The sequence below is a fragment of the Variovorax stachyos genome (genome assembly GCF_051400855.1).
GTDB lineage: Bacteria > Pseudomonadota > Gammaproteobacteria > Burkholderiales > Burkholderiaceae_C > Variovorax.
On sequence record NZ_JBLFFN010000003.1, the window covers coordinates 351,223 to 378,048 of the forward strand.

At 69.7% G+C, this 26,826-nt stretch carries 22 protein-coding genes; 14 read left to right on the plus strand and 8 right to left on the minus strand.

From position 1 onward, the window contains the following. The first annotated feature begins 82 nt into the window (after positions 1–82). The 9 genes from ACMGEZ_RS07740 (at position 83) to ACMGEZ_RS07780 (ending at position 11,591) form a co-directional block, all read left to right on the plus strand. On the plus strand, positions 83–2,227 hold the full coding sequence (locus tag ACMGEZ_RS07740; RefSeq protein ID WP_436821679.1) for a glycoside hydrolase family 3 N-terminal domain-containing protein: 2,145 nt from the start codon (positions 83–85) through the stop codon (positions 2,225–2,227). Positions 2,228–2,291: 64 nt separating this feature from the next. Then, positions 2,292–3,908 (plus strand): alpha-amylase family glycosyl hydrolase, encoded by a 1,617-nt coding sequence (locus ACMGEZ_RS07745; RefSeq protein ID WP_436821780.1) that lies wholly within the window; start codon positions 2,292–2,294, stop codon positions 3,906–3,908. A gap of 17 nt (positions 3,909–3,925) precedes the next feature. Then, positions 3,926–4,378: a DUF4189 domain-containing protein gene (locus tag ACMGEZ_RS07750; protein WP_436821680.1), complete on the plus strand. Its 453-nt coding sequence runs from the start codon at positions 3,926–3,928 to the stop codon at positions 4,376–4,378. 2 nt (positions 4,379–4,380) lie between these two features. Beyond that, positions 4,381–5,025, plus strand: a complete 645-nt coding sequence (locus ACMGEZ_RS07755; RefSeq protein WP_436821681.1) for an ankyrin repeat domain-containing protein — start codon at positions 4,381–4,383, stop codon at positions 5,023–5,025. A 144-nt stretch (positions 5,026–5,169) separates the two neighbouring features. After that, positions 5,170–5,859, plus strand: a complete 690-nt coding sequence (locus tag ACMGEZ_RS07760) for a GntR family transcriptional regulator (RefSeq protein WP_436821682.1) — start codon at positions 5,170–5,172, stop codon at positions 5,857–5,859. Further along, positions 5,856–6,731 (plus strand): phytanoyl-CoA dioxygenase family protein, encoded by an 876-nt coding sequence (locus ACMGEZ_RS07765; RefSeq protein WP_436821683.1) that lies wholly within the window; start codon positions 5,856–5,858, stop codon positions 6,729–6,731. Before ACMGEZ_RS07760 ends, ACMGEZ_RS07765 begins: the two co-directional genes overlap by 4 nt. Positions 6,732–6,734: 3 nt before the next feature. After that, the gene (locus ACMGEZ_RS07770) at positions 6,735–8,093 is read left to right on the plus strand and encodes an NAD(P)H-dependent oxidoreductase (protein WP_436821684.1); all 1,359 of its coding nucleotides are present in this window, start codon (positions 6,735–6,737) and stop codon (positions 8,091–8,093) included. A gap of 807 nt (positions 8,094–8,900) precedes the next feature. Continuing rightward, positions 8,901–10,172 (plus strand): amidase, encoded by a 1,272-nt coding sequence (locus tag ACMGEZ_RS07775; protein WP_436821781.1) that lies wholly within the window; start codon positions 8,901–8,903, stop codon positions 10,170–10,172. Between the two features lie 201 nt (positions 10,173–10,373). Then, the gene (locus tag ACMGEZ_RS07780; RefSeq protein ID WP_436821685.1) at positions 10,374–11,591 is read left to right on the plus strand and encodes an MFS transporter; all 1,218 of its coding nucleotides are present in this window, start codon (positions 10,374–10,376) and stop codon (positions 11,589–11,591) included. A 13-nt stretch (positions 11,592–11,604) separates the two neighbouring features. On the opposite strand, the gene ACMGEZ_RS07785 is transcribed toward ACMGEZ_RS07780, so the two are convergent. After that, on the minus strand, positions 11,605–13,242 hold the full coding sequence (locus ACMGEZ_RS07785; protein WP_436821686.1) for a phosphoethanolamine transferase: 1,638 nt from the start codon (positions 13,240–13,242) through the stop codon (positions 11,605–11,607). A 129-nt stretch (positions 13,243–13,371) separates the two neighbouring features. Here ACMGEZ_RS07785 and ACMGEZ_RS07790 point away from each other — a divergent pair, with 129 nt between their 5' ends. Continuing rightward, positions 13,372–15,924 (plus strand): ABC transporter permease, encoded by a 2,553-nt coding sequence (locus ACMGEZ_RS07790; protein WP_436821687.1) that lies wholly within the window; start codon positions 13,372–13,374, stop codon positions 15,922–15,924. Between the two features lie 64 nt (positions 15,925–15,988). On the opposite strand, the gene ACMGEZ_RS07795 is transcribed toward ACMGEZ_RS07790, so the two are convergent. From ACMGEZ_RS07795 to ACMGEZ_RS07805, 3 genes are all read right to left on the minus strand, one after another. Continuing rightward, positions 15,989–16,966 (minus strand): Bug family tripartite tricarboxylate transporter substrate binding protein, encoded by a 978-nt coding sequence (locus tag ACMGEZ_RS07795; protein ID WP_436821688.1) that lies wholly within the window; start codon positions 16,964–16,966, stop codon positions 15,989–15,991. Positions 16,967–16,995: 29 nt separating this feature from the next. Beyond that, positions 16,996–18,993 carry an aconitase family protein gene (locus ACMGEZ_RS07800; RefSeq protein WP_436821782.1) on the minus strand — a complete coding sequence of 666 codons (1,998 nt, stop codon included), beginning with the start codon at positions 18,991–18,993 and terminating at the stop codon, positions 16,996–16,998. Between the two features lie 81 nt (positions 18,994–19,074). Further along, positions 19,075–19,992, minus strand: a complete 918-nt coding sequence (locus tag ACMGEZ_RS07805) for a LysR substrate-binding domain-containing protein (RefSeq protein WP_436821689.1) — start codon at positions 19,990–19,992, stop codon at positions 19,075–19,077. A gap of 58 nt (positions 19,993–20,050) precedes the next feature. Here ACMGEZ_RS07805 and ACMGEZ_RS07810 point away from each other — a divergent pair, with 58 nt between their 5' ends. From ACMGEZ_RS07810 to ACMGEZ_RS07825, 4 genes are all read left to right on the plus strand, one after another. Next, complete coding sequence (locus ACMGEZ_RS07810; RefSeq protein WP_436821690.1) at positions 20,051–21,121, plus strand: PLP-dependent cysteine synthase family protein; 1,071 nt, start codon at positions 20,051–20,053, stop codon at positions 21,119–21,121. A 55-nt stretch (positions 21,122–21,176) separates the two neighbouring features. After that, on the plus strand, positions 21,177–22,196 hold the full coding sequence (locus ACMGEZ_RS07815) for a lipocalin-like domain-containing protein (RefSeq protein ID WP_436821783.1): 1,020 nt from the start codon (positions 21,177–21,179) through the stop codon (positions 22,194–22,196). Between the two features lie 106 nt (positions 22,197–22,302). Continuing rightward, entirely contained in the window at positions 22,303–22,938 is a 636-nt protein-coding gene (locus ACMGEZ_RS07820; protein WP_436821691.1) for an FABP family protein, read from the plus strand. Between the two features lie 147 nt (positions 22,939–23,085). After that, positions 23,086–24,189 (plus strand): glycosyltransferase family 2 protein, encoded by a 1,104-nt coding sequence (locus tag ACMGEZ_RS07825; protein WP_436821692.1) that lies wholly within the window; start codon positions 23,086–23,088, stop codon positions 24,187–24,189. Between the two features lie 28 nt (positions 24,190–24,217). On the opposite strand, the gene ACMGEZ_RS07830 is transcribed toward ACMGEZ_RS07825, so the two are convergent. From ACMGEZ_RS07830 to ACMGEZ_RS07845, 4 genes are all read right to left on the minus strand, one after another. Next, positions 24,218–25,156: an SMP-30/gluconolactonase/LRE family protein gene (locus ACMGEZ_RS07830; protein ID WP_436821693.1), complete on the minus strand. Its 939-nt coding sequence runs from the start codon at positions 25,154–25,156 to the stop codon at positions 24,218–24,220. A gap of 24 nt (positions 25,157–25,180) precedes the next feature. After that, positions 25,181–25,483: a type II toxin-antitoxin system RelE/ParE family toxin gene (locus ACMGEZ_RS07835; protein ID WP_436821694.1), complete on the minus strand. Its 303-nt coding sequence runs from the start codon at positions 25,481–25,483 to the stop codon at positions 25,181–25,183. Continuing rightward, positions 25,480–25,710 carry an addiction module protein gene (locus tag ACMGEZ_RS07840; protein ID WP_436821695.1) on the minus strand — a complete coding sequence of 77 codons (231 nt, stop codon included), beginning with the start codon at positions 25,708–25,710 and terminating at the stop codon, positions 25,480–25,482. Before ACMGEZ_RS07840 ends, ACMGEZ_RS07835 begins: the two co-directional genes overlap by 4 nt. Positions 25,711–25,833: 123 nt before the next feature. Further along, on the minus strand, positions 25,834–26,814 hold the full coding sequence (locus tag ACMGEZ_RS07845; protein ID WP_436821696.1) for a branched-chain amino acid ABC transporter permease: 981 nt from the start codon (positions 26,812–26,814) through the stop codon (positions 25,834–25,836). Between the last annotated feature and the right edge of the window lie 12 nt (positions 26,815–26,826).

Below are 26,826 nucleotides of genomic sequence, written 5' to 3' on the forward strand. Positions count from 1 at the left end.
CCTTTCATCGACCGGGTGGGTCATGCACCCTCCCGCAGCATGCCATTATTGAGCCCCCTGGGTTCCATTCTGGAGTTCTCCGATGAGTCGTATCGATACCCTCATGGCGCGGATGACGCTGTCCGAAAAGCTGGGCCAGCTGACGATGACTGCCTCCAGCTACACCGTCACCGGGCCAGTTTTCGCGGGGGACTCCACGCAGTCGATCATCGACGGCACCGTCGGCAATCTGCTGAACATGGTCGGTGCCGGGCCCGTGCACGAGATGCAGCGGCTGGCCGTCGAGAAGTCACGTCTGGGCATTCCGCTCTTGATCGGCCTGGACATCATCCACGGCCATCGCACGCTCTTTCCGATCCCTCCCGCGGAGGCGGGCATCTTCGACGAAGCCCTCTGGGAGCGCACGGCGCGCGAGGCCGCGCGCGAAGGGGCGGCCGACGGCCTGGCGATGACCTTCGCGCCGATGCTCGACGTCTCGCGCGATCCCCGCTGGGGCCGCACCGCGGAAGGTCCGGGCGAAGACCCCTGGCTCAACGCGCGCATCGCGCAGGCCAAGGTGCGCGGCTACCAGGGGGCGGACCTGTCGTCGGCCGAATCGCTGGCCGCCTGTGCGAAGCATTTCGTCGCCTACGGCGCGGTCAACGCGGGGCGGGAGTACGCCGAGGTGGACATCTCCGAGCGCACCTTGCGCGAGGTGCATCTGCCGGGGTTCGCGGCGGCCGTGCGCGCCGGCGTCGCGACGCTGATGCCGGCCTTCACCGATCTCAACGGCGTGCCGATGACGGCGCACGTCCCCCTGCTGCGCGAGTGGCTGCGCGGCGAGATGGGCTTCGACGGCGTCATCGTCAGCGACTACAACGCGATCGCGGAGCTGATCAAGCACGGAGTCGCCGCCGATCTCGCCGATGCCGCGGTGCTGGCGCTGAAGGCCGGCGTCGACATCGACATGATGGCCGACGCGTACCGCAAGGGCCTGCCGGTCGCGCTCGAGCAGGGCCGCGTGACGATCGAGGAGATCGATGCGTCCGTGCGCCGCGTGCTGCGGCTCAAGGAGCAGCTCGGCCTGTTCGACGACCCCTACCGCCGCGGCGCGACACCGGAGCCCGCGGCGACCATCGCCGAGCGGCACGCGCTGGCGCGCGAGGTCGGGGCCAAGGCGATCGTCATGCTGAAGAACGAGCGCGACGCCCTCCCCTTGCCTGCGGGCGCGAAGGCACTGTGCGTCATCGGCCCGCTGGCCGACGCGAGCACCGAGATGAAAGGCCCGTGGTGGGGTGCCGGCGAACACGAGCCGGCCGTCAGCGTGCTGGCCGGCCTGCGCGCCGCGCTGCCGAAGGCCGACATCCGCCATGCGGCCGGGGTGGCCATCGAGGGCGACGACGACAGCGGCATCCACGCAGCCGTCGCGCTGTGCGATGGCACCGACGCGGTCGTGCTATGCCTCGGCGAGCGCGCCAGCATGAGCGGCGAAGCGGCAAGTCGCGCCACACCAGCGCTGCCGGGGCGACAGCAAGCGCTGGCCGAAGCGGTGGTCGCGCGTGCGCGGGCGCTCGGCATTCCCGTGGTTGCGGTCTTGTTTTCGGGCCGCCCGCTCGTCGTCCCCTGGCTGTCCGAGCACGCCGACGCGCTGGTGGCCGCGTGGTTCCTCGGCGTCGAGGCCGGCCACGCGATCGCCGACGTGGTCACCGGCCGGGTGTCGCCCAGTGGTCGCACGCCGATGAGCTGGCCGCGCACCCTCGGGCAGGTGCCGATCTACTTCGGCCAGCGCCCCACCGGCAGGCCGATGAATCCCGCCGACCACTTCACGAGCAAGTACCTGGACGTGGCCAACACGCCGCTGTACGACTTCGGCCACGGGCTGACCTACGGCCGGTTCGAGTACGGCGAGCTCCAGGTCGAGCCGCGGCGCGTGCGCGAACAGGACCGGCTTGCGGTCAGCGTCAGCCTGCGCAACGTCGGCGCGCGCGAGGCCGAAGAGACCGTCTTCCTGTTCGTTCGCCACAAGCTGAGCCGCGTCACCCGGCCGCTGCTGGAGCTCAAGGGCTTCGCGAAGCTGCGATTGAAGCCGGGCGAAGCCGGCTCGGTGAAGCTGGCGCTGCCGGCAGCCGAGTTGCGCCACCTCGGGCCGGACCTGCTGCCCATGTTCGAGGCGGGCGAGGTCGAGATCCTCGCCGGACCGAGTGCCGAGCAAACAGGGTTGCTGCGCCAGACCGTCGAGTTGTATTGAACCGTGGCATGACGGTAGCGGACCACTACGCCAGAACGGCGCTCCCGGAATCGAAAGGATGAGGATGTCGGCAGACGACTGGTGGCGGCACGGGATCTTCTATCAGATCTACCCGAGGTCGTTTCAAGACAGCAACGGCGACGGCATCGGCGACCTCGACGGCATCCGATCGCGGCTCGACCACCTGGTCGCCCTCGGTATCGATGCCATCTGGATCTCGCCGATTTTTCCTTCGCCGATGGCCGACTTCGGCTACGACATTTCCGACTATTGCGACATCGATCCGCGCTTCGGCACGCTGGCCGGCTTCGACGCACTGGTCGGCGAGGTTCATGCGCGGGGGCTCAAGCTCATCCTCGACTTCGTGCCCAACCATACGTCCGACCGGCATCCCTGGTTCATGCAGAGCCGCAGCGCGCGCAGCAATCCGCAGCGTGACTGGTACCTGTGGCGCGACCCGGCGCCCGACGGCGGCCCGCCCAACAACTGGCTCAGCAACTTCGGCGGCCCGGCCTGGACGCTCGATCCTGCCACCGGGCAGTACTACTGCCATTCGTTCCTGAAGGAACAGCCCGACCTCAACTGGCGCAACCCGGAGGTGCGCGCCGCGATGTACGAGGTGCTTCGCTTCTGGTTGCGGCGCGGCGTGGACGGCTTCCGCGTCGACGTGCTCTCCGACCTCATCAAGGACGCGCAGTTCCGCGACAACCCGCCCAACCCGGACTTCGTCGCCGGCCAATTCCCATCGCTGCGCTGGATTCCGCTCTACTCCACGGACCAGCCGGAAATGCAGCAGGTCGTGGCGGAGATGCGGCGCGTGGTCGACGCCTTCAGCGATGCGGCGTCGTCGCGCGTACTGGTCGGCGAGCTGTACCTGCCGCTCTCGCGCCTGGTCGCCTTTTACGGGCTCAACGCCGACGGCGTGCTCGAAGGCGTGCAGTTGCCCTTCAACTTTCAATTGATCGGCGCGCAGTGGCAGGCCCGGCATATCGACCGCCTGGTCCGCGACTACGAAGCCGCCTTGCCCTCCGGCGCTGCGCCGAACTGGGTGTTGGGAAACCATGACAAGCCCCGTATCGCCAGCCGCGTCGGGCCGCAGATGGCGCGGCTGGCGGCCATGCTGCTGCTCACCTTGCGCGGCACCCCGACGCTCTACTATGGCGACGAGATCGGCATGACCGACGTCCCTATTCCTCCGGAGGAAGTGCAGGACCCGTTCGAGAAAAATGAGCCGGGCAGAGGCCTGGGCCGCGATCCGCGGCGCACGCCGATGCAGTGGAGCAGCGCACCGCAGGCAGGCTTCACCACCGGCACCCCATGGCTGCGCCTGGCGGACGACTGGCCTCAGCGCAACGTCGAATCGCAGTCGCGCGACGCAACATCCACGCTGACGCTCTATCGGCGGCTCATCGCGCTGCGCCGCGCGCAGCCGGCGCTGAACCGGGGCAGCTACGAGGGTCTGGAAAGCGAAGAGGACGTGCTGGCGTATGCACGCACCTTCGAGGGCCGACGGGTGGTGGTGGTGCTGAACTTCGGAGCCACTGCGGCAGCCTTGCCGCCCGCCCTGCTGCCGGACCGGTCGATCGTGCTGGCATCGACGGCTCCGACGCGCGCCGAGCGGATAGAAAAAGGAACGCTGGTACTGGACCCGTACGAAGGCGTCGTTGTCGGTCAGCCCTAGAGCCGGGCCGTGAGCGCGTGCGGATCCTGCCGGGCCAGTTGTGCGATCCTCGCCAGATGCGTTTTCGATCACGTTCTGTTCACCTGCCTCGTCCGCGTGCGCTGCTGTTGTGCTGTGCGCTGATGGGCATTGCGATGGGCGTGGCCCGTGCCGACACCGGCCCAAGCTGGGGAGCCATCGCGTCCCTGCAGGGATGGTATGGCTACGCATTCGATCAGCCTTCCCGCGAAGCCGCCGAGGCGGCTGCACGCGCCCAGTGCGACCGTGCAGCGCGCCGCCCGGGCGGCTGTGCCGTCCGCACCTACTTCGATCGCGCCTGCGGCGCGCTCGCGACGGGCAACTACGGGGAATGGGGAACGGCCGTCGCTGCCACGGCCAGCGCCGCGGGCAAGGCGGCTGCCAGCCAGTGCGACAGCCATCTGCCCACCGAGCCCTGCAAGGTGGTCGTCAGCGTCTGCTCGCGGCGTTGAACATGCGCAAGCCGTCCAGGACATCGCTTTTCGCCGCGGCAGGCAACTGGGACGCGCCTGCCGTCGCAGCAGCACTGGCTGCTGCGCCCGAGCTGGTCACCGCAACGGATCCCCGTGGCCGCACCGCCCTGCATGTGGCGTGCGCCGTCAAGCCCGGCAGCAGCGCGCAGCTGGCGGAAACCAATGGCATCGAGACAGTGGCCTGCCTGCTCGGCGCCGGGGCCGAGCTCGAAGCGGCGGTGCCGATGGATGAAGACGAAGGCGACTTTCGTGCAACGCCCCTCTGGTACGCCGTGGCACGCGGCGAGAACCGTCCCCTGGCCAGCTTCCTCCTGCAACAGGGCGCCGATGCCAGCTACTCGCTGTGGGCGGTGGTCTGGAAAGACGACGACGCGATGTGCCGCGAACTCCTGAATACGCGGCCGGCCCTGGGCCTGAGGGCGCATGGCGAGACGGCCCTGTTCTACGCAGCCAGGCTGCAGCGGCTCAAGACGCTCGATCTCCTCATCCAGGCCGGCGCGGATCCGTCCATTGCGGATTCGAAGGGTCGCGACGCTGTGGACATCGCGCGGGCGCGACGACTTCCCAAAGACCTGATCGAGCGCCTGGAGCACGCGCGGCGCGGTGGCCGGGCTGCACCGGTCTGAAGGCCCCGCTCCTGTTTCGGCGCCGGTCCCCGATGGGAATCTGGCGCCCCTCCGGTGCTGGGCGAACGCCCCGCATAAACCCCTAGTGCCACGCCGCATCGCCGGTCGTACTCTGTATACAGAGTTCAAAGACACGGTTCTCCGATGCCCGCCCAGTTGCTCCAGATCGCCGCCGCCCCCGACCTCGTCGACCAGGTCTACCGCGCCCTGCACGACGCGATCAGCAGCGGCTCGCTGGCGCCCGGCGAGCGCATCACGCAGGAAGACCTGGCCCGGCGCCTGGCCGTGTCGCGCCAGCCGGTGCTGCAGGCGCTGCGCCTGCTGAAGAAGGACGGCTTCGTGCTCGACGCGCCCGGCCGCGGCCTGCTGGTGGCGCCGCTGGACGTCGAGTGGATGCACAAGGTCTACCAGGTGCGCGGCGCGCTCGACGTGCTGGCGGCGCGGCTCGCCGCGGCGCAGCGCTATCGCATCGACCCGAAGCTGATCGAGCGCGGCCGTCGTGCCGCGCGCGGCCGCAGCGTGGAGGCCATGATCGAGGCCGACGTCGCCTTCCATCACGCCATCTACGCCGCCTCCGGCAACCCGCTGATCGCGCAGAGCGCCGACCAGCACTGGCGCCACCTGCGCCGGGCGATGGGCGCGGTGCTGCAGTCCGTGCCGCAGCGCGAGTCGCTGTGGGACGAGCACGAGGCCATCGCGAAGGCCATCGCGGCCGGCAATGCCGACCGGGCCGCGCGCCTCAGCGACACGCATGTCACCCAGGCAGCCCAGACATTGGGCACGCGCCTGGCCGAACGTCTTTCCGCCAACACATCGACAGGAGACACCGCATGAGACTCACCCCCGAGCAGCGCGCGCAGTTCGAGCGCGACGGCTACCTCTTCTTTCCCGGCCATTTTTCCCCCGAGGAAACCAAGGTGCTGACCGACGCGGTGCCCGCGCTCTACAGCCGGCGCGAGGCTTTCAACGTGCGCGAGAAGGGCTCGGACGCGGTGCGCACCAACTTTGCAGCCCACCTGATCAGCGAGCCCTTCGCGCGGCTGGCGCGTCATCCGCGCATGGTGGGCCCGGTGATGGACCTCTTCGAGGAAGAGGTCTACATGCACCAGTTCAAGATCAACGGCAAGATGGCCTTCGAGGGCGACGTCTGGCAATGGCACCAGGACTACGGCACCTGGCTCAACGACGACCTGATGCCGACCGAGCGCGCGATGAACGTCGCGATCTTCCTCGACGACGTGAGCGAGTTCAACGGGCCGCTGATGTTCATTCCCGGCAGCCATCGCAAGGGCGTGATCGAGGCGCAGCACGACCTGACGACCACGAGCTATCCGCTGTGGACCATCGACCATGCGCTGATCCGGCAGCTCGTGGATCGCGCCGGCGGCAAGCACGGCGGCATCGTCGCGCCCAAGGGCCCGGCCGGCTCGATGATCCTGTTCCACAGCTGCCTGGTGCATGCCTCGGGCAGCAACCTTTCGCCCTTCAACCGCGTGGCGGTGTACCTGAGCCTGTGCGCGGTCAGCAACCACATCCGCCGCTTCAAGCGGCCCGAATACATCGCGCACCGCGACTTCACGCCCATCGCACTGCTGCCCGACGACTGCCTGCTGAAGCCCTACCCTGTCGAGACGCCGTGGAAGGGCGGGTTGCCCGAGAGCGCGCTTCGCACCTCGCTGGAAAGCATCGACACCGTGGCGGCCTGAGCGATGAGCCTGCATCAACGACTCCAGCAGCGCGCCGCCGAGAACAAGCCGGTGCGCATCGGCCTGATCGGCGCCGGCAAGTTCGGCGCGATGTACCTGGCGCAGATCCCGCGCACGCCCGGCGTTCAGCTGGTGGCCATTGCCGACCTCTCGCCGGATGCGGCGCGCACCAACCTCGAACGCGTGGGCTGGGTGCCCGAGCGTGCCGCGGCCGGTTCGGCGCAGGAGGCGCTGCGCGACGGCACCACCTGGATCACCGAGGACTGGCGGGCCGTGACGCGCGAGCCTTCGATCGACATCGTGGTGGAGTGCACCGGCAACCCCGTGGCCGCCGTCGAGCACTGCCTCGACGCCTTCGCACACGGCAAGCACGTGGTCAACGTGACGGTGGAGGCCGACGCCTTCTGCGGCCCGCTGCTGGCGCGCCGCGCGCAGCAGGCCGGCGTGGTGTATTCGCTGGCCTTCGGCGACCAGCCGGCGCTGATCTGCGACCTGGTCGACTGGGCCCGCACCTGCGGCTTCCCGGTGGTGGCGGCCGGGCGGGGCCACAAGTGGTTGCCGCATTTCAGCGAGTCGACACCCGAGACCGTGTGGGGCCACTACGGCCTCACGCCCGAGCAGGCGAAGCGCGGCGGGCTCAACCCCAAGATGTTCAACAGCTTCCTCGACGGCTCCAAGCCTTCGATCGAGAGCGCGGCGGTGGCCAATGCCACCGGCCTGGGCGTACCCTCCGACGGCCTGCTCTACCCGCCGGCCAGCGTGGAGGACATCCCCTTCGTCACGCGGCCGAGGAGCGAAGGCGGGGTGCTCGAACGCAAGGGCATGGTGGAGGTGGTCTCATCGCTGGAGGCGGACGGCCGCCGCATCCCTTACGACATCCGCATGGGCGTGTGGGTGACGGTCGAGGCCGAGACCGAGTACATCAAGAACTGCTTCGAGGAATACAACGCCCACACCGATCCGGGCGGGCGCTACTTCACGCTCTACAAGCGCTGGCACCTGATCGGCCTGGAGGTCGGTGTCTCGGTCGCGAGCGTGGCGCTGCGCGGCGAACCCACCGGCGTGGCTACCTGCTGGAACGCCGACGTGGTGGCCACCGCCAAGCGCGACCTCGCCGCCGGTGAAACGCTCGACGGCGAAGGCGGCTACACGGTGTGGGGCAAGCTGCTGCCGGCCGATCGCTCGATGCGGCTCGGTGGGCTGCCGCTCGGGCTTGCGCACAACGTGAAGCTGGTGCGGCCGGTGAAGAAGGGGCAGAGCCTTTGCTGGGCCGACGTGGCGATGGACACCACCACGCAGGCGTACAAGCTGCGTCAGGAGATGGAATCGATGTTTGCACCGGAGCGCGCGAAGGCCGCCTGACTCCTGCGCGGATGGACGTGAAAGAGCGCGAGGTGATGGTCAATGCTGCGCGCCGCAAAGGCGCCTGCGGGTGTGCGGTGCGGCGTGCCACTGTGGCGGTCGTCGCTTCGCGCCGACTTCCCTGCGATGCTCGCGCAGCCGGCCTGCCGCGGAACTCGCGACGTTCACTTCGTTCACTCTGCTCAGACAGCCGCGGCAAGTCAGTTCACGAAGCACGCCTGTCCTTCGGCAGGCGTGCCGGCCGGCTGCACTGCGCTTCTCGGCGCCACAGAGGCACGCCGCCCCGCACACCCGCAGGCACCTTTGCGGGAGACGGTGTGCCGGTATCCCGAAGACCCCCAACCGCTGCGGCGTGGCCGCGGTATTCGGATCAACCCCCGACGTGTCCTCCGCGGAAGGTGGTCTGCGGCCCGGGCGACTTCTGGGGCGGCGAGGAGCGCAGCCTGGGGGCGGGCGCGCCTGCCGAAGGACAGGCGCGCTTCGTGAACTGACTCGCCGCAGCTGTCTGAGCGCAGCGCCCGCAGGGCGCGTAGCGAGTTCTGCGGCGCCGCCCCCAGGCGAGCACCGCAGCGCAGTCGGTGCGAAGCGCCGACCGCCCCAGCAGGAGCCCGGGCCGCAGACCACCTTCCGCGGCGCGCAGAGCCTCTGAGTTCTCGCACGCGAATCTTGTCGACCACGTGAATTGCCCAACACCACTGCGCCATCCTAAGATCCATCGCATCGCGCATCGAATACCTGCGCCGCCGCTTGCAGCCCGTGGCGCCGCCCCTCGGGAGTTCTTGCATGAGCAGCACCACCTATATCGACATGACCGCGGTCGCGTTGCGGCACGCCTTGGGGCGCCGCGAACTGAGCGCCGAGGACGTTGCCCGCGCCGCCCTCGAACGCATCGCCGAGCGCGAGCCGGTGATCCACGCCTGGCAGCACGTCGATGCGGACGGCGCACTGGCTGCCGCGCGCGCCCTCGATGCGCGCGGCCTTCCCGGCCTGCTCGGCGGGGTGCCGCTGGGCGTCAAGGACATCATCGCCACCGCGGACTTGCCCACGCGCTACGGCTCGCCGATCTACGAAGGCTTCCGGCCCGCCGCGGACGCGCACTGCGTCGCGGCGGCGCGCGCGGCCGGCGCGGTCGTGATGGGCAAGACCGTGACCACCGAGTTCGCCTATTTTCAGCCCGGCCCCACCGCCAATCCACGCAACCCGGCGCACACGCCGGGCGGCTCATCCAGCGGCTCCGCCGCCGCGGTCGCCGACGGCATGGTGCCGATCGCCTTCGGCACGCAGACTGCGGGCTCGCTGATCCGGCCGGCTTCGTTCTGCGGCGTGTTCGCGCTCAAGCCCGGCTTCGGCGCCGGCAGCATGGAGGGCATCAAGCCCTTCTCGCCCTCGCTGGACACGCTCGGCTGGCTGGCGCGCAGCGCGGAAGACCTCGAGCTGATGCGCTGCGCGATGAGCGGCACGCCTTTCGAGCCGCTGCAGCCGCCCGCGCCGCGCGCGCTGCGCCTCGGCGTTTGCCGCACTCACGAGTGGCCGGCGGCCGATGCCGGCGGTGTCGCCGCCTTCGAGCACGCGATGAAGCTCGCGGGCGCCGCCGGCGCGCACCTGCGCGATATCGCCCTGCCTGCTGCATCGGCGGGCCTGCTGAATGCGCAGAAGACCGTAATGGCCTACGAGGCCGCGCGCCAGCTCGACGTCGAATGGCGGCTGTATCCGCAACAGCTCAGCGCCGCCCTGCACGGGCTGCTGCAGAGCGGCCGGGACTGCAGCGAGGCCGACTACCGGCAGGCCCTGGCGCAAGCCGGCGAAGGCCGCCGCACGCTCGGCGCGCTGATGCAAGGCCTGGACGCTCTACTGGTGCCCGCCGCGCCGGGCGAGGCGCCGGCCGGCTTGGCCGCCACGGGCGATCCGGTGTTCAGCCGGGTCTGGACCCTGCTCGGCTTGCCGTGCCTCAATGTGCCTGGCCTGCACGGGCCGCAGGGCCTGCCGATCGGCGTGCAGCTGGTCGGCCATCCGCAGCGCGAGCGCGAACTGCTGGCCGCGGCGGCGAGCCTTCACGGCGTCCTGGCGAACGCACCATGAACCTGGGCGAAGGTCGCCACCTGTATGTCTGCGGTCCGCGCGGGCTGATCGCCGGCGTGCTGGAGCGCGCCGCCGCGCAAGGCTGCCTGCGCGTTGCCGATGTCGGCGCGCCGAGTGGCGGCGCTCGCGCGTCCGGATACGGCCAGCGCCGCGACGGCCCGTGCACGAAGATCGGGCCACACCCGCTTCGCGAGCCTGCACATGAGCGCCTCCCTTTCCCCCTCGTTCCACCGGCTCGCCGGAGCCAACCTCGCGGCCCAGTCCGCCGAGCAGCTGAGCCTCGCGGCGGTGCCGCTGCTCGCGGTGCTTGCGCTCGGCGCCGGCCCGGGCGAAATCGGCCTGCTGGCCGCCGTCCAGACCCTGCCCTTCCTGCTGCTCTCGATTCCCCTGGGCCTGCTGGCCGACCGGCGCTCGCGGCAGCGACTGATGGTGGCGGCAGAGGCGCTACGGGCGCTGTCCTTGCTCGGCCTGCTGGCGGTCTCGTCGAGCGCGGCTCTCTCGATTGCATGGCTCGCGGTGCTCGGCTTCATCGGCGCCGTGGGCACGGTTGGCTTCAGCGTCGCGGCGCCCGCGCTGGTGCCGGCGCTCGTGCCGCGCGAGGCGCTGGCGCGCGCCAACGGCCGGCTCGAGCTTGCGCGCAGTGCCGCCTTCGCCGCCGGGCCGGCGCTCGGTGGCGCACTGGTCGCATGGCTGGGGGCGCCGGTGGCCTTCGTGCTGGCCGCGATGCTGTCGGGCTCGGCCGTCGCGCTGCTGCTGCGCATCGCCGAGCCGCGGCGCGCGGAGTTGCCTGCGCGCCATCCGCTGCTCGAGCTGCGCGACGGCGCTGCCTTCGTCTGGCGGCACGCGCTGCTGCGGCCGATCCTGCTGACCGCCGTAGCGTGGAACGTTTCGTGGTTCGTGCTGCAGGCCGCCTACGTGCCGCACGCGGTGCGCGCCTTGGGACTCGGCGCGGATGCGGTCGGCCTCACGCTGGGCGCCTGCGGCGCGGGCATGGTGGCCGGCGCGCTGATGGCGCCACGCCTGATGCGGCGCATGCCGCTCGGCCGGGCGATCCAGTTCGGCCCGGCCGTCTCGGTGCTGGCGGCGCTGGCGATGGTGGCCACCCTGGCCGTGCCCAGCGGACTGCTGGCCTCGGTCTCGATGTTCCTCTTCGGCGTCGGGCCGATCATCTGGGTCATCGCGTCCACCACCCTGCGGCAGACCGTCACGCCCGAGGCCATGCTCGGGCGCGTCTCGGCCCTGTTCCTCGCGGTCAATGCCGGCATGCGTCCGCTGGGCGCCGCGCTCGGCGGGGCGGTGGGCGCGGCCTGGGGCGAGCCGGCCTGCCTGCTGCTGGCGCTCGCAGGCTTCGGGTTGCAGGCCTGGCTGATCTTTGCCTCGCCGATGCGCAGCCTGCGCGAGTTGCCGGCACCGGCCTGAGCACTCGCAGGCTCTACGGGCCGGGCCCGGCACCGCGAAGGCCGACAGCGCCAGTCTTCCAGCCCCGGCCGCGCGGCGACTCGCGGAAAGCCGGCCCCACCACCGAGTGCCAGGGCTCCCCGCCCTTGATGGAGACGCCGAGCAGGTCCAGCAGCGTCCACTCGAGCAGGTCGTTCTGGTAGGGACGCGCGGCGAGCTTGTCCCGCTCGTCGCGCTCCATCGGCGTCGAGGTCCAGAGCAGCATCGGGACCTCATAGCCCGGTAGCGCGTCGGTATGCCCGGCGTAGTTGCGCGTGTGTCCCACTTCCTGGCCATGGTCCGACGTGTAGAGAAAGTTGCGCGGCCCTTCGCCGGGCACGCGTATGAACTGTTCGAGCAGTCCTGCGACCACATGGTCGTGGTAGAGCAGCGCGTTGTCGTATTCGTCGCGCTGGGCGACGATCCAGGGCATCCGTCCTTCCTGCCGCAGGCGCCGCGACACCGGATCGTCGACGCCGTTGAACCGTGCAAACGCGTCCGGCCGACGGTCTGCATAGTGCGGGTGGGCGCCCAGCAGGTGCACGATGATCAGCTTGCGCGGCGCGGGATCGTCCAGCGCGGCTTGCCACGCTGGGCCCAGCCGCTCGTCCAGGCTGCGGTCACTGCGCCGCCCGCCCGTGTTCTCGAGCTGCTGCACATCGGCTTCCTTGGCAAACCGCTTATTGATGTAGCGGTCGTGCTGGTTGGAGATCCAGAAGGTCTTGTAGCCCGCGGCCTTCGCCAGCAGCGTGACGCTGGGGCACAGGGGCTCGGCGCCAGGAAGGCTGTGGCGATCCTTGCAGGTCAGCATCATCTGGACGGCGCCGACGGTGGCCGGATACGCGGCGAGCACGTCACGGAAGACCACCAGTTCCCCGGCCCTGCGCTGCAGAAGCGGCGAGGTGGTCCGGGCGTAGCCGTAGAGGCTCCAGTCGTTGCGGTTGACACTCTCGCCGATCACGAAGGCCAGGGTGTTGCGCGCGGGTCCGTCGTACCGGACATCGAGCGCCTCCACCCGCAGTGCCGAGGCCTCGCGCGTGGCCGCGAGCAGCCGGATATGGGCTTGGTAGTCCTTGTAGCCCTTGGCCTGGCTCCACCAGGACGCGAAAGGGTTCGAGGCACGCAGCATGGGGTTGGCGTGCAGCGCCGCGAACAGCAGCATGAGCATGGCAAGGCGGTAGCGCCGCGGCGCGTGCGGGTCGATGCATCTCCGCCGGCGCCGCGACGCCAGCGCGGCGATGGCGAAGGCAAGGCCGAGCAGGACGCAGAGGCCCAGTCGCACGGCGTGGTGCTGCATGAACTCCCGCGCCTCCACGCCAGAGGTATTGCCGACGGCTTCCAGCACCAGGGCCGAGTCTGGCTGGGTCCGGTACAGGCTCATCAGGCAGACGCGCAGTGCCAGGTCGAGCCCGAAGCCCAGGCGCCACAGGTCCTCGGCCGCGGCGCGGGGGCGCGCCGGCAGTCGCAGGAACATCAGCAGCCAGGCGCCAAACAGGAAGACAAGCGCCATCCTGGAGGCATCACGCAGGCCCAAGTCGAACAGCCACCCCAGCGTGAGGAGCAGAACAGCCAGGACCGTCGGCTCGCTTGCGAGGCCGCCGTCGTGCCAGCGTGGAGTTCGGAGGGGGAGCAAGGCGCGCACGGACGGTAAGCGGGCGATTCGAGGGCTGCGATGTTGCTGGCGCGCCCTGACCCGCAGTGCACTACGCGACAATTTGCGAGCTTTGCAGCGGCTCCAATCTGTCGCGGACAATGCCCTTCGATGCGCGCCCTCCTCCGCACCTTTTCCTGGCAGGAACTCCGCCACCACCCCTGGCGCAGCGCCGCGGCCGTGCTGGCGGTGATGCTGGGCGTGGCGCTGGCCTTCTCGGTGCACCTGATCAACGCCTCGGCGCTGGACGAGTTCTCCAGCGCGGTGCGCTCGGTCAACGGCCAGCCCGACCTGGAACTGCGCGCCGCGCAGGGCGGCTTCGATGAATCCCTGTTCGGCCGCGTCGCGCAGCTGCCGCAGGTCCAGCTCGCCAGCCCGGTGCTGGAGACGCAGGCCCTCGCGCTGGCCGTCGACGGGCGCCGGCTTCCGCTGCGGGTGCTCGGCGTCGATGCGCTGGTGCTGCCCACGATCGCGCCCGCGCTGATGCCGCGGCCCGCGGACGGCGCCGACCGCTTCGCGCTGCTGGCGCCCGACACGGTGTTCCTCAACGCAGCCGCACACAACGCGCTCGGCGAAAGCGTGACGCGGTTGCCGCTGCGCATCGGAGCCCACACGCGCGAGCTGCGCATCGCCGGCCAGGTCTCGGCCGGTGGCGCCGCGCTGGCGGTGATGGACATCGGCGCCGCCCAGGACCTGTTCGGCCGCAGCGGACAGCTCACCCGCATCGACCTGCGACTCGCGCCCGGCACCGACCGCGCCGACTTCATGCGTGCGCTGCGCGAGTCGCCGGGCTGGCCCGCGAACATCCAGATCGCCGAGCCCGGCGATGCGGCCGAGCGCGTGAGCAATCTCTCGCGGGCCTACCGCGTCAACCTCACGGTGCTGGCGCTGGTGGCGCTGTTCACCGGCGCCTTCCTGGTGTTCTCGGTGCTGGCCTTGAGCGTGGCCAAGCGTGCGCAGCAGTTCGCGCTGCTGGGCGTGCTCGGGCTCACACCGCGCGAGCGGCTGCGGCTGGTGCTGGCCGAGTCGCTGGCGCTGGGCCTGATCGGCAGCATCGCGGGGCTGGCACTCGGCACCGCGCTCGCCGCCTTCGGCCTGCGCGTGCTGGGCGGGGACCTCGGCGGCGGCTACTTCGAGGGCGTGGCGCCGACGCTGCGCTTCCGCTGGGGGCCGGCCCTGCTCTACGGCGGCCTGGGCCTGCTGGCCGCGGCGGTGGGCGGCTGGTGGCCTGCGCGCGCGGCACAGGCGCTGCCCGAGGCGCAGACGCTCAAGGGCCTGGGCGCGGCGCAGGCGCAAGGCGGCGCGCACAAGCTGGCGCTGCTGCTGGTTGCCGCCGGCATTGCGCTGGCGATGGCACCGGCGGTCTTCGGCATTCCGGTCGCGGCGTACCTTTCCGTAGGCTTCCTGCTGGTCGGCGGCATCGCGGCCCTGCCCTGGCTGATCGCGCTGCTCTACGACCGGCTGGCGCCGATCTTCGCCCGGCGCGTGCTGCCGATGCTGGCGATCGAGCGCGCGCGGCGCATGCGGGCCACGGCGGCGGTGGCCGTCAGCGGCGTGGTCGCGAGCCTCAGCCTGGCGGTCGCGCTCACGGTGATGGTGGCGAGCTTTCGCGCGTCGGTGACGCAATGGCTCGACGTGGTGCTGCCGGCCGATCTCTATGTGCGCAGCGCGAGCGCCGGGGCTGGCGGCTCGGTCGGCGCAGACCAGGCAGCCTTCACGCCGGACTTCGTGCAGGCACTGTCGGCGCTGCCGGGCGTGGCGCGCAGCGGCACGCTGCGCACGCGCGCGCTGCTGCTCGATCCGACGCGGCCTTCGGTCACGCTGATATCGCGCAGCCTGGATGAAGACGCATCGCGCTCGCTGCCCCTGCTGGGCGCGCCGCAGCCGGTGCCCGCGGATGCGATCGGCGTGTACGTGAGCGAAGCGATGGTCGAGCTCTACGGGGCCACACCCGGCACCCGCTTCGAGCCGCTGGAGCGCGCCTTCGGCGGCGGCGCGCGCTTCTTCGTCGCCGGCGTGTGGCGCGACTACGTGCGGCAGTTCGGCGCCATCACGATCGGCGCGCGCGACTTCGAGCGCCTCACGGGCGACCGCAGCGTGAGCGATGTCGCGCTCTGGCTGGCGCCGGGCGCGAACGAGGCGCAGGTCCAGCAGGCCGTGCGCGCCCTGGCGGCGCGCGAGCTCGGCGCGGCCGAGCCTGTCGAGATCGCCTCCGTCGGCCAGCTGCGTGCGACCTCGCTGCGCATCTTCGACCGCAGTTTCGCGGTCACCTACTGGCTGCAGGCGGTGGCGATCGGGATCGGGCTGTTCGGCATCGCGGCCAGCTTCAGCGCGCAGGTGCTGGCGCGGCGCAAGGAGTTCGGGCTGCTCGCGCACCTGGGCTTCACGCGCGCGCAGGTGCTGGCGGTGGTGGCCGGCGAGGGCGCGGCCTGGACGGCCATCGGCGCGGCCGCGGGGCTGGGACTCGGGCTCGCGGTCGCGGTGGTGCTGGTGCACGTGGTCAACCCGCAGAGCTTCCACTGGACCATGGACCTGCTGCTGCCCTGGGGACGCCTGGCCGCGCTGTGCGCCGCGGTGATGGCGGCCGGCACTGTGACGGCCTGGCTGGCTGGGCGCGCGGCGGCCTCGCGCGACGCGGTGCTGGCGGTCAAGGAAGACTGGTAGTAGCGTTCATTCCGTCGGTGAGCTCCTGCCGACGGGCAGCGCCGCAGGGCGGGTCCTCGAGGCCCTAGTCCAGAGTCGCACCGGACTGCTTCACCAGCTTCTGGTGCTTGGAGAGCTCCGACTGAAAGAAGGCGGGCGCGTGCTCCGGACCGGTGTCGATGATCGTGAGCCCCTGTGCCGAAATGGCTGCCCGGGCCTCCGGGGAAGCCAACGACGACTTCACGGCCGCGTACGTGCTGTCCATCACGCTCTTCGACAAACCGGCAGGGCCGACGAGTGCGATCCAGGCATCGAAGCTGTACCTGGGCACGCCGGCCTCCGCCATCGTCGGCAAGTCGGGCAGGCTTGCGGAGCGCGCGGGAGTCGAGATGGCGAGTGCGCGCAACGCGCCCGCCTTGATCTGTGGCGCGACCTGCGATATGGACACAAACCCCAGTTGCACCTGGCCGCCAACCAGATCGGTGATCAGCGGACCGGTCCCACGGTATGGCACATGTTTCATGTCGATGCCTGTCTCACTGATGAGCAATTCGCTCGCCAGATGCAGCGTGCTGCCGTTGCCCGCCGAGCCATAGTTCAGCTTGCCTGGATTGGCCTTGGCATGCGCCAGCAGTTCCGCAACGCTCTTGGCCGGCACCGTGGGGTTCACCACCAGCACCAGCGGGACGGTCGCCAGCACGGCTATGGGCGTGATGTCCTTCAGGCTGTCGTAGGGCACCGTCTTGTAGATGCCTGGGTTGATGACATGGTTCGAAGAAATCAGGCCTAGCGTGAGCCCGTCTTTCGGCGCCTTCACGACCTGAGCGGTGCCGGGAATGCCGCCGGCACCGGCGATGTTTTCCACCACGACCGGGTGGCCGGCGGCCTTGCCAAACGAAGGCGCAATCGCACGCGCTACGGCGTCCACGGTGGAGCCGGCGGCAAGCGGCACGATCAGCCGCAGCGGCTTGCCGTCCCCGGGCGATTGGGCCACGGCAGCGCTCATGCAATTCATCGCGAGCAGGGTGGCCAGCACAGCGCGGCGTCTCAGGGTCGGGTTCATGGGCTTGTCTCCATTTGTCTTGCAGGTCATCAATGCATCGCGGCGTGGCGCTGCTGCAGTTCTTCAAAGGACAAAAGCTCGCCGGCGATCGCGCTCGCTGCGACCGTGGGAGGGCTGGCCAGCCAGACCTGGCCGGGACCTCCGCGTCCGGGAAAGTTGCGGTTGATTGCGCTCACCGTCACCTGGTCACTGCGCGACGAGCCCCCGGGGCCGCAATTGCCGCATGCGCCGCACGATGGCTGGAGGATGCGGGCACCGACCTTTTCGAACGCGTCGAGATAGCCCTTGGCGATGCAGTAGTCGCGCACCGAGGTCGTGCCGAACTGAAGAAGCAGTTCGACGTTCTGCCCTATGCGCAGCCCTCGGTCGGCCGCCCAGCGGAGAACGGCGTGGTAGTGGTCGAAATCCTCCCGCTTGCCTCCGGTGCACGAGCCGCCGTAGGCGATGTCGACAGGAACCCGAAATGGCAGGCCCTTGAGCGGCACGCCTTTGCCGGGATCACCGGGACGAGCCACCATCGGCACCACGGCGGCGCAATCGACGCGCAAGGTTGCCGCGTAGGCGGCGTTCTCGTCGCTGCGCATCCAGTCCTCCACTACGAACTCGATGGCTCTGCGCTCGCGCAGGAAACGTGAAGTCTCCGCGTCGGGTGCGACGATGCCGGTGAACCCGCCGAGCTCAGCCGTCATGTTGGTGAGGGTCGCGCGTTCGTCGGTGGACAAGCCGGCGACGGCATCCCCGCAGAACTCGAACACCTTGCCAACGCCCCCGCCGGCGCGGATAAGCGGCAATGCAAGCAGGTGCAGCACGACATCCTTGGCCGTGACGCCTACCGGCACGCGCCCGTCGAGCACGACCCGCAACGACTCCGGCACCGTGAGCCGGACCGCGCCCGTCACGAATGCATTTGCCATGTCGGTGCTTCCGACGCCGAAGGCTACACAGCCCAATGCGCCGCTGTGAGGTGTGTGCGAATCGGTTCCGACCACCAGCTGACCGGGCAGAGCATAGTGCTCGGCAATCACCGCATGCGAGATGCCCGCGACCTTGCTTCCGTCGTCCGAGCTCGCCTCGGCCTCGGTCAAGGTGCGGTGGGTGCGCAAGGCATAGTCTTCTGCGAACGCGCGCTGCGCCTCGACCATCCGGTGTACGTTGGGCACCAGCCCGCCGCGCACGTGGGCAGGGCTTTCTTCGACGTAGGACGTGTGGTCCTCGAACACGATGACCGATGCCGGGTCGCGCAGCGCCAGCGGCCGGCCGAAGCTCGCGTGAAGCATATGCGCGGCCATTCCGGTGTAGTACTCGTGAATGAAGCGCCAATCGGCTCGCACGAAGGCGCCGTCTCCAGGCGCCGGATGCGCGGCGGTCAGTTCCGTCGCCAGGGCGTGACGCGCAACGATCTTCTCGAACAGGGTGCGCGGGCCCGCGCCGGTCGTGTCCGGCGCCCACGTGATGGACTGCATGTGCTGCTGGCCGAAGCGCAGCAATCCACCGGTGCGAAGGATCGTCGCCGCCAGCGCGTCGCGACCGGACACGAGATCGTCCAGCGGAATCGCCTCGCCCGCCTGGATGCGCGCGACCAGGCTGAAGTCTGTCGAGGTGAAGAGGCCGATGTTGTCGGCGTTCTGGCGATAGATGCGCTCGAAGCTTTCGGCGATCACGAGCCGCACACCCGCGAGCTTTTCAGCGGCCGGGCTGTGCTCGCGCGAGGAGCCCTTGCCGTAGCGCTTGCCGGCCACGACCACCTCGATGCGATGGCCGCGGATCGCATCGGGTCCGATCGGCGTGTCCTCGCCTGCGCGAAAGCCGGTGTAGGGGTAGCGGCCGAGCTTGTCGTCGTAGTGCGTGAGGATCGGCACCGGCGTGATCTCGTCGGTCGACACGTCGTCGCGCAAGGGGCGTGCCGCGTCGAGCGCAACTGCTTCGCCCTCGAGACTGCGGCGGACCACGTCGGCCGACCGGCTGAGGTAGAGCACGCGCGGCGCGAACTGGAGGGTCCGGCTGCTGGCTGGGGAACTGGCTGGCATGGGCCGGATTCTCCCGAGCACCCCAGGTGACATAAAGCGCCGACACGGCAGACGGGCTCTCGCGAAATGCGAGATCGGGGCTTACCCTCGCAGGCTTTCGATCAGTGCCGCGACTGCGCGCAATCGCGGCGACTTCCGAAGCGCATACATGCGGAGTTCGCGCGCCGCCCAGGGCTCGTCGAGCGGCCGTCGGACGAAGCGCGGATTGCCTGCGTAGGCCGCGGCGGCGCTGCGAGGAATCACCGCGATGCCGAGGCCGGCTTCGACCATGCGGCAGACCGCGTCGAAGCTGCTGACCGACACGGTAGGCGCGAAAGGTCGCTGCAGGGCAGCGGCGCGCTCATGCAGCGAACGATCGAGGGCGCCGCCCTGGTGCACGCCGATCAAGGGGTGCTCGAGCGCCTGCGAAAAGCTGAGCGCCTTGCGCTTCGCGAGCTCGTGGCCTGCAGGGAGCACCACTTGCAGCGGGTCAGTGGCGAAGGGCCACGATTCGAGGCCGGCGCCAACCGACATGTCGACCCCGACCCCGACGTCGGCTCGATCGTCCAGGCAGGCGCGGATCACGTCGCGCGTGTCGTTCTCCTGCAGCGAGACCGCGACGCCGGGATAGACGGCCATGAAGGTGCGCAGCCGCTCGGGCAGGAAGCCGATCACGGCCGACATGTTCGCGTACAGGCGCACCGTGCCGCGCACCTCACCGCCCTGGGTCTGGACCTCGCGCACCAGTGCCTGCAGGTCGCTGTCGATCTTTTCGCCGCGCGCGAGCACCATCCGGCCGGCATCGGTCAACGCGATGCCACGTGGCGAACGCACGAGCAGCGCCGTGCCGAAGGCGTGCTCGAGGTCGGCGAGGCGCCGGCTCAATGCGGACGGCGCGATGTGTTCTTGTCCGGCGGCGCGCACGATCGACCCCGCGCGAGCGGCGGAAACGAACAATCGGAGGCTGTAGGGGTCGACGCGGCGGGCCAAGATGAATTCGATCGTGAGGCAGACAGACATTGTTGCAGCCTGGCCATCGTTCGCACGCAAGCGCCTGGACAGTGGTGACAATGCCCCCATGGACGCATCCCCTTCCGCCTGTGCCGGCTGGCTTGCCAGCGCAATCCGCCGCATCGAGGCCGACTACCAGCGCAGCGCCGACACGCACCTGATACCGCTGCCGCTGCCCGGCTTCGCCGTGCACGGCATCGACCTCTACCTCAAGGACGAATCGACGCACCCGACCGGCAGCCTCAAGCACCGGCTGGCGCGCTCGCTCTTTCTCTACGCGCTGTGCAACGGCTGGGTCGGCGAGGGCACGACCATCGTCGAGGCCTCGAGCGGCTCGACGGCGGTGAGCGAGGCCTACTTCGCGCGCCTGCTGGGCCTGCCCTTCATCGCGGTGATGCCGAGGAGCACCTCGCCCGAGAAGATCGCACAGATCGATTTCTATGGCGGCCGCTGCCACTTCGTCGAGCACGCGGCGCAGGTGTACGACGAGGCCCGCGCACTGGCGCAGCGCGAGGGCGGCCACTACATGGACCAGTTCACCTACGCCGAGCGCGCCACCGACTGGCGCGGCAACAACAACATCGCAGAGAGCATGTTCCAGCAGATGGCCCACGAGCGGCATCCGGTGCCGGCCTGGATCGTGGTGGGTGCCGGCACCGGCGGCACCAGCGCGACCATCGGACGCTATGTGCGCTTCCGCTGCCACGGCACGCGGATCTGCGTGGCCGACCCCGAGGGCTCGGTGTTCTCTGCGTACTACCGCAGCGGCGACGCGTCGCTGACGGCGCCGGGTTCGCGCATCGAGGGCATCGGCCGGCCGCGGGTGGAGCCCAGTTTCATCCCATCGCTGGTGGACCGAATGATCGAGGTGCCGAACGTCGAGTCGGTGGCCGCGATGCGCGTGCTCTCCCGCCTGCTGGGCCGCAAGGTGGGGCCCTCGACCGGCACCAACTTCATCGGCATGCTGGCGCTGGCCGGCGAGATGCGCGCGGCCGGGCGGCAGGGCTCCATCCTCTCGCTGCTGTGCGACGCGGGCGAGCGCTATCTGCCCAGCTACCACGACCTCGGCTGGGTGGCGCAGAACTTCGGCGACTGCAGCGCGGCCGAGCAGCGCGTGCAGGCCGCGCTCGCGGGCTGAGGACCCCGGTACTCCAGTGAGCCCATACGGACTGTCCCGACGCGCCCTGCTCGCCATGACCGCGCTGGCGATGCCGGCCGCATGGGCGCTGCCCGCGCGCACGATGCAGTTTCCGCGCGACTTCGGCAGCCATCCGGAGCTGCGCACCGAGTGGTGGTACATCACCGGGCACGCACGCTCGGGCACGCGCGAGTTCGGCTTTCAGCTCACCTTCTTCCGCGCTCGCGTGGATGCCACGCAGCAGATGCGCTCGGCCTTCGCGGCGCGGCAGATGATCTTCGCGCACGCGGCCGTCACCGACCTCGAGGCGCGCAGGCTCTGGCACGACCAGCGCATCGCGCGCGCGGGCTTCGGCATCGCGTCCGCCGCCGAGGGAGACACCGACGTCCGGCTGCGCAACTGGACGCTCAGGCGCGACGCCGGCGGCTACGTGGGCAGCCTGCCGGCCGAGGGCTTCGCACTCGACCTGCGCTTCACCCCGACCCGCCCGGTGCTGCTGCAAGGCAAGGACGGCCTGTCGCGCAAGGGGCCGGAGCCCGAGCAGGCCAGCTACTACTACAGCGAACCGCAGCTCGCGACGCAGGGCCGCCTCAGCGTCCAGGGCCGAGGCTTCGATGTGCAGGGCACGGCGTGGCTGGACCACGAGTGGAGCGAGGCCTACCTGCATCCCGATGCGGCCGGCTGGGACTGGGTGGGCATGAACCTGGACGACGGTGGGGCGTTGATGGCCTTCCGCATTCGCCGGCGGGACGGCTCGGCGCTGTGGTTCGGCGGCTCGCTGCGCAGTGCCGATGGGCAGCTGCGCGTGTTCGGTGCCGATGAAGTCCGCTTCGAAGGCGCGCGCCCCTGGACCAGTCCGCGCACCCGGGCCGTCTATCCGCTGCGCTGGCGCATCGACACGCCCGCGGGCGCCTTCACCGTGCAGTCCCTGCTCGACGACCAGGAGCTCGACAGCCGCGGCTCGACCGGCGCCGTCTACTGGGAGGGCGTGAGCGACCTGCTGGACGAGAGCGGCCGGCGCATCGGGCGCGGGTACCTGGAGATGACGGGGTACGCGCAGCCGTTGCGGATGTAGCGCAGCGGTCGTCGCGCGCGCCGGCGGGCAAGGCAGAATCCGGGTCGCCTTGGCGCCGGCTCACCGCTGGCCCGAGGCATCCCCGCAACCCCGATCGCTCCTGCTCATGCCCAAGTTCCCCGACGACATCTATACCGAGCCTTCCGACCTGGATGGACGAACCCTCGACAATCTCGGCCCCCTGCGCCGGATGGCGGGCCTGTGGCGCGGCGAGAAGGGCGTGGACGTCAAGCCCAAGGCGCAAGGGCCGAAGACGCAGGTCTACGTGGAGCACTACGAGCTGCAGCCGATCGATCCGCAGACCAACGGCCCGCAGGTGCTTTATGGGCTGCGCTATCACACCTTCATCCACAAGCCGGGCCTGACCAAGACGTACCACGACCAGGTCGGCTATTGGCTGTGGGAGCCCGCCACCGGCACGGTCATGCACACGCTGGCGATCCCGCGCGGCCAGGTCGCGATGGCCACTGGCCAGGCCAGCCCGGATGCGGATCGCTTCGAGCTCGTGGCCACGCACGGGAGCCTGGTGAACGGCATCGTCTCCAACCCGTTCATCGAGCATGCCTTTACCACGCTGGAATGGCGCATCGAGGTTGCCTTCAACGCCGACGGGACCTGGTCCTACGACCAGGACACCGTGATGCAGATCCAGGGGCAGGCCGAGCCCTTCCACCACACCGACCGCAACACGCTGACGAAGGTCGGGGAGCCCGCCGCGAACCCTTTGGCCGTGCAGGCCTGAGCGCCCTGTGCCGCCCGCCCCGCCCGCCGAGAGCTCTCATGTCGGCGCGAGAGGTCGGCGCGCCGGGAGCTGTAACACCTGCGACCTGCGCGCAATCCGCAGGCACAATCCGGGACGCCGCCCCTCGTGGCCTTTGAGGTCGCTGTCGTGAAATTCGAGAAGATCCCGTTCGAGGCACCGTTCGCGATCGAGCCCATGGCGCTGGGCGAGCTGCCGGCCGCGCCGAAGGTCAGCATCGCGATCATCTGTTTCAACTACGGCCGCTTCCTGCCCGAATGCCTCGACAGCTGCCTGGACCAGACCGTGCCGGCAGACCAGATCGTGGTGGTGAACGACGGCTCCACCGACGACAGCGCGCAGATCCTTGACGGCTACGCCGCACGCTGCACGCAGGTCCAGCCCATCCACCAGCCCAACGGCGGCATCTGCATGGCCACCAACGCCGCCCTCGCCGCCTGCACCGGCGACGTGGTGCTGCTGCTCGACGCGGACGACGCCATCGCGCCGCAACGCATCGAGAAGGTGCTGGACGCCCTGCGCCGGCGCGTGGACGGGCACCTTCCCGGGTGGACGCACAACGTGATGCAGCGCTTCTCGGAGGGCCAGCCCCATCTGGGCCTGATGCCCTACTATCCCGGCGGCCGTGCGCCGCAGGGCTGGCTGGCCGCCGGGACCTTGAAGGCGGCTTCCTGCCCCGTGCTCTCGCTGACCTCGGGCCTGGCCTTCCGGCGCGAAGTCCTGGAGGCCATCGGCCCGCTGGACACCGACCGGATGATGTACCAGGACCTTCAGCTGTGCACCGCCGCGGCGCTGCTCAGCCCCTGCGCCTGGATTCCCGAGCCGCTGACACGCTACCGCGTGCACGGCGCCTCCGCGACCAAGGGCTCGATGGTGTCGGTGGCGCAGATCAAGGCGATGCGACAGCGCGCTGCGCGCTTCGACCTGTGGCTGCGCGCGCAGCTCGAACGCCACCAGGCCGGCGCCTCCGCGTTGTGGCGGCCGCTGGACGACCAGGGCGGCTATCTCTGGCTCAGCTTCCTCGAGCGCTGGCTCGCCGGGGAAGGCAAGGACCTCGGCCTGCTGCGGCGCGCGCTGCGGCACCCGGACACGCGGCAGGGGCCGCGGCAGTACCGCATCTACTACTACGGCAGCGTGCTGCTGCCCCGCGCGCTCTTCGTCTCGTACTCGCAGCTGATCTTCGGCGCGAGCCCGCTCAAGACCGTGCTGCGCCGGCTGCTGCGCCGGGCCTGAGCCTGGCCTGAGCAGAACCGATGCCCCTTCAGCCGCCGCGCACGCCCTGCGTGTTGACGTAGAGCGCGTAGAGCGACTGGCTCGCTGCCATGAAGAGCCGGTTGCGCGCCGGGCCGCCGAAGCAGACATTGGCGCAGCGCTCCGGCAGCGCGATGCGGCCGATGGGCGTGGCGTCGGGCGCGAACACCCTCACGCCGTCGCGCCCTTCGCCGGTGCCCCAGCCGGCCCACAGGTTGCCGTCGACGTCGCAGCGGAACCCGTCGGGCGCGCCTTGCGGATCGGCCTCGACGAACACGCGGCCGTTCCTCAGGCCCTGGCCGTTCTCGCTCAGGTCGAACACGCGGATGCGGCGCGGCGTGCTGCCCGACTCGACCACGTAGAGCAGGCTTTCGTCGGGCGAGAAGCACAGGCCGTTGGGACGCTCGATGTCGTCGCAGACCACGGTGGCCTTGCCCGTCTGCCCATCGACGCGGTAGACGTTGGTCGGCAGCTCCGGCTCGGCCGCGTGGCCTTCGTAGTGGCCGAGGATGCCGAAAGGTGGATCGGTGAACCAGATCGAGTCGTCCGACTTGACCACGATGTCGTTGGGCGAGTTGAGGCGCTTGCCTTCGAAGCGGTCGAGGATCACGGTGACGCTGCCGTCGTATTCGGTGCGTGTCACGCGGCGGGTGCCGTGCTCGCAGCTGAGCAGGCGCCCTTGCCGGTCGCGCGTGTGGCCGTTGGCGAAGTTCGATGGCTTGCGGAAGTGGCTGACGGTGCCGGTCTCCTCGTCCCAGCGCAGCACGCGGTCGTTGGGGATGTCGCTCCACAGCAGGTAGCGGCCGTCGCCGAACCACACCGGCCCCTCGGCCCAGCGAAAGCCGGTGGCCAGGCGCTCGACTGCGGCGCTCATCAGACGGTACTTGGCGAAGCGCGGGTCGAGGATCTCGATGGCGGGGTCGGGGTAGCGTTGGGCGGGGTGCCACATGGTCGGGCTCCAGGAATGGAACGATTAGCCGCCGGTCTTGCGCTGGCGCCAATAGCCCGGCTTCCTCGGGAAGGGAGCGATGGCAAGAACAACAATGTCGGCCGCCAACTCCCGATAAATGATGGAAAACGGAAAGCTCTTGGGAAAGACGCGGCGTGTACCGTACCTGTACGGTGAACCGATGCCGGGGAAGGCTGCGGCGAGTTGCACCGCCGCTTGCACTTCTTGTATGAATCGCTCACCTAGAGCGACGGCTCTTTCCTCGTAGAAGCAAGCTTCGGCTGTGAGCTCAACTTCTGCGTCGGGGTGGAATCGAACAGATTTCACCGCAGGGAGCGCCGAACCCTCTCGAAAACTTCATCAGCAGGAATGAGCTTCACTGTCCCGCTTTCAACTTCGGCAATGCGCTTCTTGAGCTCGGCGTCCCAGGCGGCATCCACTTCAGGCTCCAGATCGCCTCCCAGCGATGCCAGCAACTCTTCTGCAAGGCGTGCGCGATCTTGGGGGGCAAGCGTCAGGGCTCGCTGCGAAAGTTCGGCAACCGGGTCCGGCATGTAGTTACTCCTTTGACGAGGCATCTTACTATCGACGTGTCGGTCGCGATTCGCACCAGGGAGCCGCCGACTCTCGACCAATGACGGAGACGGAAAGTTCTTGGGCGAAGATGAGCCTCCGCCTCAGCGCCGCCGTGAAACGAAGGCAATGATCTCACCCATGATCCCCCTGCGGAAGGCCAGCACGCAGATCACGAAGATCAGGCCCGTGACCATGGTGACCGACTCGCCCAGCGTGCCGAACCATTGGATGGAGGTCAGGCTGGCGAGCAGGTGGCCGAATTCGCCGATCTTGTTCTCGAGCAGCACCACCACCGCCGAGCCGACCAGCGGGCCGGACAGCGTGCCCAGGCCGCCCACCAGCGTCATCAGGATCACCTGGCCCGAGGCGGTCCAGTGCACGTCGGACAGCGTGGCGAAGCCCAGCACCAGTGTCTTGAGCGAGCCGGCCAGGCCCGAGACCGCGGCCGAGATCACGAAGGCCAGCAGCTTGAAGCGGGCGACGTCGTAGCCCAGCGAGAGCGCTCGCGGCTCGTTCTCCTTGATGCCCTTGAGCACCTGGCCGAAAGGCGAATGGATGGTGCGCACGATCAGCAGGAAGGCCGCGACGACGACCACCAAAGCCACGTAGTACATGACCAGGTCGTCCTGCAGGTCGAGCAGGCCGAAGAGCTTGCCGCGCGGCACACCCTGCAGGCCGTCCTCGCCGCCGGTGAACCTGGCCTGCAGGCAGATGAAGAAGACCATCTGCGCCAGCGCCAGCGTGATCATCGCGAAGTAGATGCCCTGGCGCCGTATGGCCAGCACGCCGAACAGCCAGCCCAGCAACCCGCCGGTGAGCGTGCCGGCAATCAGGCCCAGTTCCGGCGACAGGCCCCAGACCTTCATCGCGTGCCCGGCCACATAGGCCGAGCCGCCGAGAAAGGCCGCGTGGCCGAAGGACAGCAGCCCGGTGTAGCCGAGCAGCAGGTTGAAGGCCGAGGCGAACAGCGCGAAGCACATGAGCTTCATCACGAACACCGGGTACGCGCCGAGGAAGGGCGCGGCGACCAGCCCGAGCAGCAGCAGGCCGTAGAGGACGAGGGAGATGTTGTTGTTCTTCATCGGGCGGGCCGC

Bases quoted from the DNA above. Each gene is read 5' to 3' on its own strand.
- ACMGEZ_RS07740 (WP_436821679.1), top strand. From the start codon at position 83: ATGAGTCGTATCGATACCCTCATGGCGCGGATGACGCTGTCCGAAAAG.
- ACMGEZ_RS07745 (WP_436821780.1), top strand. From the start codon at position 2,292: ATGTCGGCAGACGACTGGTGGCGGCACGGGATCTTCTATCAGATCTAC.
- ACMGEZ_RS07755 (WP_436821681.1), top strand. From the start codon at position 4,381: ATGCGCAAGCCGTCCAGGACATCGCTTTTCGCCGCGGCAGGCAACTGG.
- ACMGEZ_RS07760 (WP_436821682.1), top strand. From the start codon at position 5,170: ATGCCCGCCCAGTTGCTCCAGATCGCCGCCGCCCCCGACCTCGTCGAC.
- ACMGEZ_RS07765 (WP_436821683.1), top strand. From the start codon at position 5,856: ATGAGACTCACCCCCGAGCAGCGCGCGCAGTTCGAGCGCGACGGCTAC.
- ACMGEZ_RS07770 (WP_436821684.1), top strand. From the start codon at position 6,735: ATGAGCCTGCATCAACGACTCCAGCAGCGCGCCGCCGAGAACAAGCCG.
- ACMGEZ_RS07775 (WP_436821781.1), top strand. From the start codon at position 8,901: ATGACCGCGGTCGCGTTGCGGCACGCCTTGGGGCGCCGCGAACTGAGC.
- ACMGEZ_RS07780 (WP_436821685.1), top strand. From the start codon at position 10,374: ATGAGCGCCTCCCTTTCCCCCTCGTTCCACCGGCTCGCCGGAGCCAAC.
- ACMGEZ_RS07790 (WP_436821687.1), top strand. From the start codon at position 13,372: ATGCGCGCCCTCCTCCGCACCTTTTCCTGGCAGGAACTCCGCCACCAC.
- ACMGEZ_RS07795 (WP_436821688.1), bottom strand. From the start codon at position 16,966: ATGAACCCGACCCTGAGACGCCGCGCTGTGCTGGCCACCCTGCTCGCG.
- ACMGEZ_RS07800 (WP_436821782.1), bottom strand. From the start codon at position 18,993: ATGCCAGCCAGTTCCCCAGCCAGCAGCCGGACCCTCCAGTTCGCGCCG.
- ACMGEZ_RS07805 (WP_436821689.1), bottom strand. From the start codon at position 19,992: ATGTCTGTCTGCCTCACGATCGAATTCATCTTGGCCCGCCGCGTCGAC.
- ACMGEZ_RS07810 (WP_436821690.1), top strand. From the start codon at position 20,051: ATGGACGCATCCCCTTCCGCCTGTGCCGGCTGGCTTGCCAGCGCAATC.
- ACMGEZ_RS07815 (WP_436821783.1), top strand. From the start codon at position 21,177: ATGACCGCGCTGGCGATGCCGGCCGCATGGGCGCTGCCCGCGCGCACG.
- ACMGEZ_RS07820 (WP_436821691.1), top strand. From the start codon at position 22,303: ATGCCCAAGTTCCCCGACGACATCTATACCGAGCCTTCCGACCTGGAT.
- ACMGEZ_RS07830 (WP_436821693.1), bottom strand. From the start codon at position 25,156: ATGTGGCACCCCGCCCAACGCTACCCCGACCCCGCCATCGAGATCCTC.
- ACMGEZ_RS07840 (WP_436821695.1), bottom strand. From the start codon at position 25,710: ATGCCGGACCCGGTTGCCGAACTTTCGCAGCGAGCCCTGACGCTTGCC.
- ACMGEZ_RS07845 (WP_436821696.1), bottom strand. From the start codon at position 26,814: ATGAAGAACAACAACATCTCCCTCGTCCTCTACGGCCTGCTGCTGCTC.